Raw genomic sequence first — 12,670 nt, 5'->3', positions numbered from 1 at the left:
GCAGTTTAAAGTTTGTGGGCATTGGAACAATGGGTATACTACCCGTAGATATATTAAAACTGATCCCACTTCGACAAGTGGTTATTCCATAGTTTTGTTGTAAGAGTTACTTTGGCATTGGAGATGGTTAGGTGTATCCACTTGTTATTATTATTGGCCCAACGGGTATTGGTAAGTCAGGCTTGGGGTTAGCTCTTGCTCAACAAATTGGCGGAGAAATTATCTCGGGAGATTCTGTACAGGTTTATAAGAAGCTGGATATTGGTTCGGCTAAACCTCCACCTGAAGAACTCCAACTAGTACCTCATCACCTGATTGATTTTCTGGATCCGGCAGAACCCTTTACTGCGGCTCAGTTTAAATTGTTAGCAACTCCTCTGATAGAGGAAATAAGGGGACGTGGACATTTTCCGATTATCGTGGGTGGAACGGGACTGTATATTAGATCCTTACTTGATCCTTATGATTTTTCCCAACACGGCAGTGAGGAAATTCGCTTGAAGTGGAAGAAGTTTGCCGATTCCCATGGAAACTTACTGCTCCATGAAGAACTTAATAAACGAGATCCTCAAACTGCCGAGCAACTTCATCCTAACGATGTCTTAAGAGTTACTCGAGCTCTTGAAATTTATGAATTGACAGGGAAACCTCAATCAAGTCAACGACAATTTAAAGATGATCAATACCAACCTCTGGATCCTTCGGTACTCTATATTGGGCTGACTGCACCCCGCAGCCTTATTTATGAGCGAATTAATCAACGGTGCGTGGAAATGCTTTCCCAAGGTTTGCTAGAGGAGACTTTAGCACTTATTAAGGATGGCTATCCTCCCACATTGAAGCCATTACAGAGCATCGGCTACCGACACGCTATTTGGCACTTGCAGGGTCTAGTCACTCAGCCTGAAATGCTGCGACTGCTCCAGCGAGATACGCGGCATTTTGCCAAACGACAGCTAACCTGGTTTAACAGAGATCCTAGAATTAGTTGGTATGATATCCAGACGGACTTTAACCAACTACTAGAGTCTGTGGTTCAAGCTTGCAGAGCTCAACAATCTCGTGTAAAATAGATAATGAATAGAAAAATAAGGTGATGGAGGAAAATAAATGAACAAATCGCCCATCAATTTACAAGATACTTTTTTAAATCAGGTACGCAAGGAAAACCTTCCTGTAACCATATATTTGGTAAACGGTTTTCAACTAAAGGGACTTATTAAAGGATTTGATAACTTCACGGTTGTTATTGAGTTTGAAGGCAGACAGCAGATGGTTTATAAGCATGCTATCTCTACGGTTATGCCGATACGTCCAATTAATCTAGCCGCTGCCAGTGCAGCAGAGTCTAATGCAATAAAAGGATAAATCGAGGCTGAATAGGGTAATACGTAAATTAGACCTCGCAATAGAAGAATAACCTCAAAGCATGAAGAACTAAGTTCGGCTTTAACTGAACTTAGTTCTTCATGCTTGAATTCGTTTCCCAACTATGATATCTTAAAGTGATATGATTAGATTAGTGAAAGAAAGGAACTAAAATCCTACTATGGAAACTCGCAACTTAAGAAATATTGCTATTATCGCTCACGTAGATCATGGGAAAACCACGCTTGTTGATGCCATGTTAAAACAAAGTGGAACCTTCCGAGCCAATCAACAAGTAATTGAACGCGTCATGGATTCCAATGATTTAGAACGTGAACGTGGAATTACCATTTTGTCAAAGAACACAGCTGTGCATTGGGAAGGGACAAAGATCAATATCATCGATACTCCAGGACATGCTGACTTTGGCGGTGAGGTCGAACGGGTATTACAGATGGTCAATGGGGTACTCCTGATTGTGGACTCCTTTGAAGGACCAATGCCTCAAACACGTTTTGTTTTACGCAAAGCTTTAGAACTCAAGCTGGTTCCGATCGTCGTAATTAACAAAATTGACCGCCCGGATGCTCGACCGAACGAGGTAGTCGATGAAGTCTTAGACCTCTTTATAGAGTTAGGCGCTGACGACGAGCAATTAGATTTCCCGGTTGTTTATGCCTCAGCTCGTACTGGGATAGCAGGCCTGGCCCATGAGTCCCTAGATACTTCTTTGGCCCCTCTCTTCTCAGTGATAATAGAGCATATTCCGGCACCGGTTGTTGATCTGGAAGCACCGTTTCAGATGTTGGTAACAACACTGGATTATGACGATTATGTGGGAAAAATTGTTGTTGGCCGGATTGTGCGCGGAACAATCCATCAGAATGAAAATGTCACGCTGATTAAGCGGGATGAAAGTTTTGAACGTACTAAAGTCGGGAAAGTCATGATTTTTGAAGGCCTGAAGCGTGAGGTTGTTGCAGAGGCTTCTGCCGGAGAAATCGTTGCCCTTACAGGACTTACCAGTGCCAATATCGGAGAAACCGTGGCCTGTGCCTTAAATCCGGAGGCCTTACCAACTATTGAAGTAGACGAACCTACTCTGTCCATGAACTTCATGGTCAATACCAGCCCCTTCGCCGGGCGTGAAGGACATTTTGTAACCTCTCGCAAGATCCGTGAGCGTCTTTTTAAAGAGGTAGAAACCAACGTTAGTTTACGAGTTGAAGAGACAGAGTCTGCGGATTGCTTTAAAGTCTCGGGACGGGGTGAGCTTCACCTTTCTATCTTAATCGAGAACATGCGAAGAGAAGGGTATGAGCTTCAAGTTTCCAAACCCGAAGTTATCTATAGAATGATCGATGGGGTCAAATGCGAGCCTATGGAATTCTTAATTTGCGACCTTCAGGAAAACGCCCTGGGTGCTGTAATGGAACTCTTAGGGAAACGTAAAGCTGAGATGGCCAATATGACTAATCTCTCAACAACTCAACTACGGGTTGAATTTAAGATTCCGGCCAGAGGACTGATCGGTTTCCGGGGCGAGTTTTTGTCTCAAACCCGGGGTGAAGGTATGATGAGCCACATCTTCTTAGGCTATGAACCCTATAAAGGTGACATTCCGGGAAGAAGTCGTGGAGCTTTAATTGCTTTTGAAGAAGGAGAGACAAACGCTTACGGTTTATATGCTGCTCAAGATCGCGGTACTTTGTTTGTTGACCCGGGTCTTCATGTGTATGCAGGCATGATTGTTGGAGAGAATAAGCGTGAGCAAGACATCGAAGTGAATGTCTGCAAGAAAAAGCAGCTTACCAATATGCGTACAAGTTCTGCTGATGAGGCTTTGCGTCTAGACAAGCCTATAGAATTCTCTTTAGAACAATCTTTAGAGTTTATTAACGACGATGAGCTCGTTGAAATTACACCTAAAAGCGTCCGGCTGCGCAAAAAATATCTTGATCACACCGCTCGTGTCCGCTATGCTAAGACTCTAACAGGGAAATAATAACAATAAGTTTTTTAGGACACCTTTCATCTTTACTTGCGTATAGTAATAAAGATGGGAGGTGCCTGTACTTTGACAATTAAAATAAAATTTGGCCCGGACAACCAAATTCCTCCGGTTATTCAGACTCCATTACCCCCCAGAACAGAGAAAATACATAGTTCTATTAATGACATGGTGGGGATTGGACGATTACGTAAAACAAATCCTTCTTCCTTGGAAAAAGAGAAGGACAGGGATAAGGATAAGGAAAAAGATAAAGAAAAAGTTGCCGAGATATTAGCTGAATTAGAGTCATTCATCGGCTTAGTCATTGTTAAGCGCTTAATCCGAGACCTGCAAGCTTTTGTGGAAATTCAAAGGCGAAGGAGCCAGGAAAAGCTGATTGCTGAACCCCTTGTCCTCCATATGATCTTTAAAGGGAACCCAGGTACAGGCAAGACAACTGTGGCTCGCATAGTCGGTCGACTATTTAAAGAAATGGGAGTTTTGCAAAAAGGACATATCATTGAGTGTGAGCGTGCTGATTTGGTCGGTGAATATATCGGGCATACAGCTCAAAAAACTCGTGATCAGCTCAAGAAAGCCTTAGGTGGGGTTCTGTTTATTGATGAGGCTTATTCCTTAGCTCGCGGCGGGGAGAAGGATTTTGGGAAAGAGGCTATTGATGCCTTAGTAAAAGCAATGGAAGATAATAAAGACAATCTTGTGTTGATCTTGGCCGGCTATAGTCAAGAAATGGACTGGTTTCTGCAAACTAATCCGGGGCTAAGGTCACGCTTTCCTATACATATTGACTTTCCGGACTATACTATTGAAGAATTGTTAGCAATCGGAAAAATGATGTTCAAATCTCGGCAATACGAGTTAACCTTGGCTGCTGAAGACACTCTCCGGTTTCATCTGCAGACCTTACTAAGTTCTCACCGTTATGCCGGAAATGCTCGACTTGTTCGTAATCTTGTAGAGAAGACTATTCGCCAACAAGCTGTTCGCTTATTTCAAAAGCCTAGCTCAAGCCGTGAAGAACTCATCCAAATTTTGCCCATCGATATAAACATGGACAATCTTTGATGATTTGTTTTAGAAACGTTTTTAGTCTATGAATATGAGGTATTAATGATGATGGACATTTCGGGAGACTTGTCCGGGATTCGGGCAAGTCAGATACAAGAACTTAAAAACTTATCTGAACTTAAAACAGAACGCTCAGAGCTTATCCATCCTGAAATCCTTAAAGAGTTAATTCGTCTGACGGGGCTTTGGAATCGTGAGATAGCAGTCTATCTTGCCCGTAATGGTAACCTGCTGGCTTCTGCGGTAGGGCGTCATGCTACAGTTACGCTTCCGCCGGTAAAAGGACGATCCCTTGGAAAACATCTACGCTGCATCCACACCCATCCAAATGGTAATCATAAGCTAAGTTCCTTGGACTACAGCGCCTTAGAATCCTTAGGGCTGGAAAGCATGGCTTCAATTGGAGTTTTCCAAGGAAGTCTGACAGGTATTGAGATAGCATTTCGTACGGAGGAGCACTCACCCTATATTGTTAACCTGACTCCTCATAATTGGACGGAGTTTGATTATTATGCTAGTCTTTCTGACCTATCCAAGAGTAAAGGGAAGACGAAGAATGAATCCGGGCAAGCAGGCAAGGAACGGGCTTTTTTAATCGCTCTCGAAGACAGTGAGTCGGAAACCAACGAGGATTTGCTTGAACTGCGAGAACTGGCCCGCACTGCGGGAGTTGATGTAGTAGGGCAACTTGTTCAGCTTCGACGTTACGGTCAGACCAAGAGCTATTTTGGAAGTGGAAAGCTGGAAGAGCTAATCCATCGGTTACAGGAAACGGATGCTAATGTCTTGATTTGTGATGATGAACTTTCTCCTACCCAGTTAAGAACCTTAGAGGCGGAAACTGGATTAAAAGTGCTGGATCGAACCGGCTTAATCTTAGATATCTTTGCCCAGAGGGCCCAGTCCCGTGAAGGTAAACTGCAAGTTGAATTGGCTCAGCTTAAACATCTGCTCCCACATTTGACGGGACAGGGGTTAGCTCTCTCTCGTTTAGGTGCAGGAGTCGGATCCCGGGGACCGGGGGAAACCAAGTTAGAGTTGGACCGAAGGCGGATGCGAGATCGCATTAACCAATTGGAAAAAGAACTGAAATTAGTCTTACAGCAGCGGGATGTATTACGCCGGCAAAGAACCCGAAGCGGTCTGCCGCTCATTGCTTTAGTCGGATATACCAATGCAGGTAAAACCACCTTTATGACAAAGGCCATGGAACAAGCCGGAAGTCGATCTGATCTACCGGTTGGAGAGAATAAACTATTCGCTACCCTCGATCCTATAGTGCGAAGCATTAGAATTGACTCATCTTTAGAGATTCTCTTGAGTGATACGGTAGGGTTTATCCGAAAACTGCCAACCCAACTTTTACGCGCTTTTATGGCGACCCTTGAGGAAGTTAAACAAGCAGATGTTTTGATTCACATTGTTGATGCAAGCCATCCTCAAGCTGTACACCACGCTGAAACAGTTCATGAGGTTCTTAGTCAGCTGGAAAGTGCTGATAAACCAATGATTACTCTATTAAATAAAATCGACCAAGTTGGCGAGGAAGATTTGAGTCAACTGACATCCTACCTGCCTTATCCCATTAAGATTTCCCTCAAACGAGGGGATTCCTTGAAACCAGTTTGGAAAGTTCTCAGCTCATTATTGAATTAAAGTTAATGAGCCATGTTAGGAGGAAATGGCTTGTATTCAAACCCTGAATGGCCAGAAATAATAAATAAGGCTGTAGCAAAAGCAGAAGAGTCCCTCAAAGCTCAGTTACCTAGACTTGAAGAAATTGCCCGCAAGAATCACGAAAAAGTCTTACATGCTTTTCAAGAAGAACGAGTTGCATCCTATCATTTGCAGGGCACAACAGGCTATGGACTGGGTGACTCGGGGCGTGAAGTACTTGATCGCATCGTTGCCCGTATCTTAGGTGCAGAAGCAGCTCTTGTCCGTGGACAATTTGTTTCAGGTACTCATGCTATTGCTTCAGCTTTATTTGGGGTTCTGCGGCCCGGAGACCAGGTTATTTCAGTAAGTGGGAATCCTTATGATACTCTGGAGGAGGTAATCGGCCTCAGAGGAAAAGGGCAAGGAAGCCTGATGGACTTTGGAGTTCTTCATGACACAATTCCCTTAGACGCTCAAGGAAAACTTCAATATCCACTAATCAAAGAAAAAATTTCACCTAAAACCCGAATGTTAATGGTGCAACGATCTCGCGGGTATGCGTGGCGTGACGCTCTGCAGATAGCTCAGCTGGAAGAACTGGTTGAATTCGTAAGAACCCAGTATCCCCAGTTAATTATTTTTGTCGATAACTGTTATGGTGAACTGGTGGAAGATAAAGAACCCGGGGATATTGGTGTAGATTTGATGGCGGGATCACTGATAAAAAATCTAGGCGGGAGTTTAGCCCCCACCGGCGGATATGTTGCTGGACGTGCTGATTTGGTTGAGCTCAGCGCACAACGCTTAACAGCCCCGGGAGTTGGAGAGCATATGGGTGCTACCCTGGAATGGCAACGTTTATTTTATCAAGGCTTATTCTTTAGCCCTTTAACGGTTTCCGAGTCCATAAAAGGATCTGTTTTTTCTGCGGCCTTTTGGGAGGCTTTAGGATTTGAGGTGCATCCTAAACCAGAAAGCTATCGAACAGATCTTATTCAAGCTGTAAAATTAGGTTCTCGAGAAAAAATGATAGCCTTCTGTCAAGGGTTACAGAAAGGTTCGCCCATTGATTCTCATGTTTTACCTATTCCTTCAGGCATGCCAGGATATGAAGATCAAGTCATCATGGCAGGAGGGACTTTCATCCAAGGTTCTACCAGTGAATTCTCAGCAGATGGACCCCTGCGAGAGCCTTATGTTGTCTATCAGCAAGGAGGAATATCCTACACTTATGTACAGATGGGCAATATCTTGGCTGCTCTGAATCTCTGGAACCAGGGACTTCTGAGTTAGCTGAATTGTTGTTTTAAACATTCATGAATTTATGTTAATATGAAGAGTAGAAAGAGGTGACTTATGGAAAGTTCGGAGACTCCAAAAAGTTCTTTTCGATTCTTAATTGAACTTGTTGAAATTGTCCTAATTGCTTTCGCGCTTTCCTGGGTATTGCGCACCTATGTGATTGAAGCGCGAAAAATCCCTACAGGTTCAATGCTCCCTACAATTCAACTTGAAGATAGGGTCATTGTGGACAAGTTCTTCTTTAAGAGGTTTGATCATATTAATCATGGAGATATTATTGTTTTTCATCCACCACCGAGTGCTCATGCTACGGATGACTATATTAAACGGGTTGTTGGGCTAGCAGGGGATAAAGTTGAAATACGCAGTAAAAAAACTTATGTAAACGATCAACGACTTGAGGAATCCTATGTGGTAGATAATGCCAACAGTGATTTCGGTCCAATAGTTGTTCCCAACGATTCTGTATTTGTCATGGGAGATAATCGCAACAACAGTGCTGATTCAAGAGAATGGGGATTTTTACCCGTAGATAATATTACCGGAAGAACTCTATTTCGATATTGGCCTCTAGATCAAATTGGAGCTCTTGACCGTTAGGTAGGAGCTTTTTTCTTTTTATCGCATATACTCTTATAGTTGGTCTTTTAACAGAGGACAGTCTTGATGAGAAAGTAAACTACATATTTAGGGAGGATGGGGTATAATGAATGATCACAAACTAACTGTGGTTCTTCTGTTCGGTGGGCGCTCAGGGGAACATGAGGTTTCCTTAAACTCTGCATCGTCAATCTACAGAGCGATTGACAGAAGTCGTTACAATGTAGAAACGATTGGTATTAACAAACAAGGACAGTGGTTCTGGGGAGTTATACCGGATCGAATCTTGAAAGAAGGCTTCCCGACGACTACGGAGGGTTTACAGGTAACTTTAGTCATCGATCCTACTCAACCACATTTCTTGGCTATCAATGGTCAATCTCTGCCCAACGATGGGAAGTTTGACTTGGTTTTCCCGGTTCTGCATGGAACCTATGGGGAGGACGGTACACTTCAAGGATTACTGGAGATGGCTAATGTTCCTTATGTAGGATCCGGAGTTCTGGGATCTTCTCTGGGGATGGATAAAGATCGAATGAAAGCTGTGTTCATCGAGAGAAATCTTCCTTCGGCACGTTATGTTACTGTACTGCGATCAGAGTTCCTGAGGGAACCTGAGACTTATCTGAATAGGATTGAAGCGCAGCTAGGATATCCCTGCTTTGTTAAACCAGCCAATCTGGGGTCGAGCGTTGGGATCTCCAAGGCTCATGATCGCATAGAACTTCAAGAGTCTTTAAAGACAGCAGCCATTTTTGACCGTAAAATCGTTATTGAAGAGTCCATTACCGGGCATGAAATAGAAGTATCAGTCTTAGGAAACGATAGTCCTATCGCCTCCATTCCAGGGGAGGTACTACCGGCCCAGGAGTTCTATACTTATGAAGCAAAGTACTCCAACATTGGCTCAAGTCTTCTAATTCCGGCAGCGCTGAACGACGACGTCGTCCAGAAATTGCAACATATGGCCATTCAAGCCTTCCAGGCAGTTGAAGCTAGCGGCTTAAGTCGGGTTGACTTCTTTGTTAATGATGAAAATGAAATATTTCTTAATGAAATAAATACTCTACCGGGTTTTACCGAAATCTCCATGTACCCTAAACTGTGGGAAGCTACAGGCATTCCCTACTCTGAATTGATCGATCGCTTAATTATCTTGGGTATGGAACGTTTTCAGGATAAACAAAACTGTAAAATATCCAAGAACGACTAATAGAGCCAGTTTAACTTAGTTCCCATAAATTCAACTGGGTACAGCAAGCAAAAAGCGTTCTCCTTCACTGTCAAGGACAGTGGAGAGAGAACGCTTTTTTACTCTTGTGCTTCTTCTGGTTAAAGTTGAATAGAAATTGATGTTATCTTATACATCTTATGCATATCTTTGATATTAGGAATTATTAAGTAATTACATAGTTCGAAAAACGCCGACGACCTTACCGAGGATTGAAACATCCTGGGAGTAGATCGGTTCCATGGCTGGGTTTTCAGGCTGAAGTCGGATCAGAGTTCTTTCCTTAAAGAAACGTTTTACAGTCGCTTCATCACCAATTAACGCTACAACAATTTCACCATTACGTGCTTCGTTTTGTTGGCGAACGATAATGTAATCCCCATCTAATATTCCTGCTCCTATCATACTTTCGCCCTTGACGCGAAGCATAAAAATATTGTCATGGCGCACAAAATCCGCTGATAAGGGAAAGGACCCTTCAATGTTTTCAATTGCCGTGATAGGTTGACCGGCTGTGACGTGGCCGACAATAGGGACCTGCACTACTTTTTTCATTTCAAGGGCTTCGCTGGAACTATCCAAAATTTCGATTGCACGTGGTTTAGTAGGATCACGTCGAATATATCCTTTGTCCTCCAATGTCTGGAGATGCCCATGAACAGTAGAGCTAGATAACAACCCTACAGCTTCGCCGATTTCTCTTACGGCTGGTGGATAACCCTTTTTACGGATTTCTTGTTTAATAAAGTCCAAAATCTTCGTTTGTCTTTGCGATAAATCCGGGTACATAAAAAAACACCCCCATCTAGTCAGGAATATTGTACCATTCATTCGCTAAAAGTGCAAACAAATGTTCGCAAAACACAAAAATTCTTAGATAATTATGAGAGTAGGGGATTAAATGAGAGTAAGGTCAAAAAAAGGTTTGATTTCGGTAATTCAGTTGATTTTTGTGATACTTTCTTCATTCCTTGTCTGGCAGGTACTGCATCGGCCGGTAAAAATTGATTCTGATGTGTATCCCTATTTATCAACAATAACTCCCGACCTTGTAAAACAATGTGTACAGGATAATTCCAGAACCCCGACAATCCCTTTTGAGGATCTCATAGCTATACGTTCAACGATTCCTGAATTAGAAGCTCAAGCACTTATTACTCAACTACAATCCGATGTTTCCTTCGCAAATCTTAATTGGGGCAAGCTTTCCTCAGATAAGCTTAAGGCGATTAAAAGACATCGTGAAATTTTAGCCAAGTATTCATATTATAAACCTTATAAATACACCTTCCCCATTAATGGAACTACTTGGTATGAGGATAGTTTTGGAGCAGATCGAGAAGGAGGGATTCGCAGACATGAGGGAACGGATCTTTTTGGAAAAGAAGGGACAAGTATAGTTAGTGTATGTAGTGGAAAAATCGAACAACTGGGGTGGAACAGATTAGGTGGTGAGCGAGTTGGTGTACGTGGAGATGATGGGAATTATTATTACTACGCTCATCTGCAATATATTTCTCCAGATCTTGTGAAAGGGGCAAGAATTGCAGCCGGGGATTTCATTGGCGGAATGGGTCACACCGGCGATGCCCTGACCACTCCGGACCACCTTCATTTTGGTATAGAACTTCCCAATGAACAATGGGTTAATCCTTATCCATTCTTAAAGGTATGGCAATTATGGACGGACACCAAGAATCCTAGTTAGGGTATAGCAAACAAAACTTGCCACCTTGGATTAAATTAGTTATAATAGCGATGTTTGCTGTGATAAGGAATGTTATAATATCTTAAGACCTGACTGGTAGGCCTTAGCTTAAAAGAGGGATTATTGTGAAACAATTAGATTATCGAGTTTCTAATTCTAGAACTAAAAGAAAAACTACAAAAGCCAGAAAAGCCACATTTATAACGTTTTGCCTGCTGTTCAGTGTTTTTTTGTTGATCGGATTAAGCTATTTTAGTCCAGCCATCGCCAATTTACAGACTGCAGGATTGACCGATACAAAAGTTCAATTTTCTGAATCATTAAAGCCTGGATCTTCCTCCCAAGATCTTTCAACAGAAGATGAAAGTTATGTACTTATTGACCCCTTAACCAATCAGGTAATCAAATCCCATAATGCCGATATACAGCGTGCCCCGGCAAGCACACTAAAGCTTATTACTGGGCTTGTGGCTTTAAAATCTTTAAAGGAATCAGATGTTGTTCGAGTTGGGACAGAAGTGAATGTAGAAGGCTCACGTCTGGGGCTCCAGCCGGGAGATGAAATATCCGTACATAATCTTTTAACTGCCTTATATGTTAACAGTTCCAATGATGCGGCTGCAGCTCTGGCAGTAAAAGTTAGTGGCTCGATCCCTGCTTTTGCTCAAGAAATCAATGAGTACGCTGCTACTTTAGGGTGTCAAAATACTCACTTTACAACCCCTCATGGGTTGCCCGATCCTGATCAATACACAACAGCTAATGACCTAAGCAAAATTGCAGTTCGATTTATTGAAAATAAAGAACTGATGAAGTTTGTCAAATTGGCAAATGCCCATGTTCAGTGGACGGATGGACAAGGGAAATTACGAGAAGCTGATTTGCAGAATACAAATCGTCTCCTTGGGATTTATCCCGGAAACCAAGGACTAAAAACAGGAACAACAACAGAGGCGGGGCAATGTCTGGTTTCTTATGTAACAAGATCCGATGGGGACTACCTAGTTGTTTTATTAGGAAGTAAGCAACGCTACAGAGATACTATTCTCTTGCTCGATGAAGCTTGGAGTGAGCAGCGTACTGCTGCAGCCTTAAAAGGATTAACGAAAGAGCCGAACTCCTTAATCTTAAGTCCGGGAATATTTTAGGAAGTCCACAATTTACAAGATAATAGGGGGGAGTAGTAGTTTGAATACTATGGGAGATCCATGTGTTTTGCAAGATCGAAGTTGTACCCAATGTGGTGAATGCAATCTTTGCGATCTTGATCCGTTAAAACAATGTGATAATTGCTGCCAATGCATTAATTCTCTAGAGGGAGATTTCGCTGAGATTGAGATAGATGATATCTTAGTAAATTCAGAAGAAAAGGCCAGCAGAGGGAAGCTTGATGGTAAGAAAAAAGTATTTAGAATAAAAAACCAATAATTTATCCAGTTTCTTTAGTCTTCTAGTAAATAAGACTAACAAGATAATTCATAAAGATATTGCAAAATAAAATTTATGACACACAAGGGAAGTCATTTTTAAATATGAAATATCAAGGTCAGATCGTTAGTACGGTCTGACCTATAATTTTGTTATTATTTTATACTATTTTATATTATCAAAATATTTATACTACTCCAAGCAGGAATTGCATCTAAAGTGTAGAATATTGTGAATATATTAAACAGAAATATAATTCCCACCATTTAATTCTCGCATTTAAACAAAGGCT

At 42.1% G+C, this 12,670-nt stretch carries 12 protein-coding genes; 11 read left to right on the top strand and 1 reads right to left on the bottom strand.

The features are described 5' to 3' along the window. Positions 1 to 131 precede the first annotated feature (131 nt). From miaA to DP73_RS19410, 8 genes are all read left to right on the top strand, one after another. The gene (gene miaA / locus DP73_RS19445; RefSeq protein ID WP_034601879.1) at positions 132 to 1,073 is read left to right on the top strand and encodes a tRNA (adenosine(37)-N6)-dimethylallyltransferase MiaA; all 942 of its coding nucleotides are present in this window, start codon (positions 132 to 134) and stop codon (positions 1,071 to 1,073) included. Between the two features lie 37 nt (positions 1,074 to 1,110). Continuing rightward, entirely contained in the window at positions 1,111 to 1,368 is a 258-nt protein-coding gene (gene hfq, locus DP73_RS19440; protein ID WP_034601878.1) for an RNA chaperone Hfq, read from the top strand. Between the two features lie 181 nt (positions 1,369 to 1,549). Beyond that, positions 1,550 to 3,373 carry a translational GTPase TypA gene (gene typA / locus DP73_RS19435; protein ID WP_034601876.1) on the top strand — a complete coding sequence of 608 codons (1,824 nt, stop codon included), beginning with the start codon at positions 1,550 to 1,552 and terminating at the stop codon, positions 3,371 to 3,373. A 72-nt stretch (positions 3,374 to 3,445) separates the two neighbouring features. Beyond that, positions 3,446 to 4,447: an AAA family ATPase gene (locus DP73_RS19430; protein WP_034601875.1), complete on the top strand. Its 1,002-nt coding sequence runs from the start codon at positions 3,446 to 3,448 to the stop codon at positions 4,445 to 4,447. 51 nt (positions 4,448 to 4,498) lie between these two features. Continuing rightward, positions 4,499 to 6,106 (top strand): GTPase HflX, encoded by a 1,608-nt coding sequence (hflX, locus tag DP73_RS19425; protein ID WP_034601897.1) that lies wholly within the window; start codon positions 4,499 to 4,501, stop codon positions 6,104 to 6,106. A gap of 30 nt (positions 6,107 to 6,136) precedes the next feature. Beyond that, a complete protein-coding gene (locus DP73_RS19420) occupies positions 6,137 to 7,402 on the top strand; it encodes a methionine gamma-lyase family protein (protein ID WP_081963107.1) in 1,266 nt (421 codons plus the stop codon). A 63-nt stretch (positions 7,403 to 7,465) separates the two neighbouring features. Continuing rightward, entirely contained in the window at positions 7,466 to 8,011 is a 546-nt protein-coding gene (gene lepB, locus DP73_RS19415; protein WP_034601874.1) for a signal peptidase I, read from the top strand. A gap of 106 nt (positions 8,012 to 8,117) precedes the next feature. Next, entirely contained in the window at positions 8,118 to 9,224 is a 1,107-nt protein-coding gene (locus DP73_RS19410) for a D-alanine--D-alanine ligase family protein (RefSeq protein ID WP_034601873.1), read from the top strand. A 192-nt stretch (positions 9,225 to 9,416) separates the two neighbouring features. Here DP73_RS19410 and lexA read toward each other — a convergent pair whose 3' ends face one another. Next, positions 9,417 to 10,031: a transcriptional repressor LexA gene (gene lexA / locus DP73_RS19405; RefSeq protein ID WP_034601872.1), complete on the bottom strand. Its 615-nt coding sequence runs from the start codon at positions 10,029 to 10,031 to the stop codon at positions 9,417 to 9,419. Positions 10,032 to 10,143: 112 nt separating this feature from the next. On the opposite strand from lexA, the gene DP73_RS19400 reads away from it, so the two are divergent. From DP73_RS19400 to DP73_RS19390, 3 genes are all read left to right on the top strand, one after another. After that, positions 10,144 to 10,950 carry a M23 family metallopeptidase gene (locus tag DP73_RS19400; RefSeq protein WP_034601870.1) on the top strand — a complete coding sequence of 269 codons (807 nt, stop codon included), beginning with the start codon at positions 10,144 to 10,146 and terminating at the stop codon, positions 10,948 to 10,950. Positions 10,951 to 11,075: 125 nt separating this feature from the next. Continuing rightward, a complete protein-coding gene (locus tag DP73_RS19395) occupies positions 11,076 to 12,098 on the top strand; it encodes a serine hydrolase (RefSeq protein ID WP_034601868.1) in 1,023 nt (340 codons plus the stop codon). 40 nt (positions 12,099 to 12,138) lie between these two features. Beyond that, on the top strand, positions 12,139 to 12,378 hold the full coding sequence (locus DP73_RS19390) for a hypothetical protein (RefSeq protein ID WP_052090885.1): 240 nt from the start codon (positions 12,139 to 12,141) through the stop codon (positions 12,376 to 12,378). Positions 12,379 to 12,670 lie beyond the last annotated feature (292 nt).

Origin of the sequence: Desulfosporosinus sp. HMP52, from assembly GCF_000765145.1 — a bacterium.
GTDB lineage: Bacteria > Bacillota > Desulfitobacteriia > Desulfitobacteriales > Desulfitobacteriaceae > Desulfosporosinus.
Note: the sequence above shows the minus strand (reverse complement) of the source record. Positions and strands in the feature narration are given on the sequence as shown.

Excerpts from the sequence above, each read along its gene's own strand:
- DP73_RS19410 (WP_034601873.1), top strand. The coding sequence starts at position 8,118 with ATGAATGATCACAAACTAACTGTGGTTCTTCTGTTCGGTGGGCGCTCA.
- hflX (WP_034601897.1), top strand. The coding sequence starts at position 4,499 with ATGGACATTTCGGGAGACTTGTCCGGGATTCGGGCAAGTCAGATACAA.
- lepB (WP_034601874.1), top strand. The coding sequence starts at position 7,466 with ATGGAAAGTTCGGAGACTCCAAAAAGTTCTTTTCGATTCTTAATTGAA.
- lexA (WP_034601872.1), bottom strand. The coding sequence starts at position 10,031 with ATGTACCCGGATTTATCGCAAAGACAAACGAAGATTTTGGACTTTATT.
- DP73_RS19400 (WP_034601870.1), top strand. The coding sequence starts at position 10,144 with ATGAGAGTAAGGTCAAAAAAAGGTTTGATTTCGGTAATTCAGTTGATT.
- hfq (WP_034601878.1), top strand. The coding sequence starts at position 1,111 with ATGAACAAATCGCCCATCAATTTACAAGATACTTTTTTAAATCAGGTA.
- typA (WP_034601876.1), top strand. The coding sequence starts at position 1,550 with ATGGAAACTCGCAACTTAAGAAATATTGCTATTATCGCTCACGTAGAT.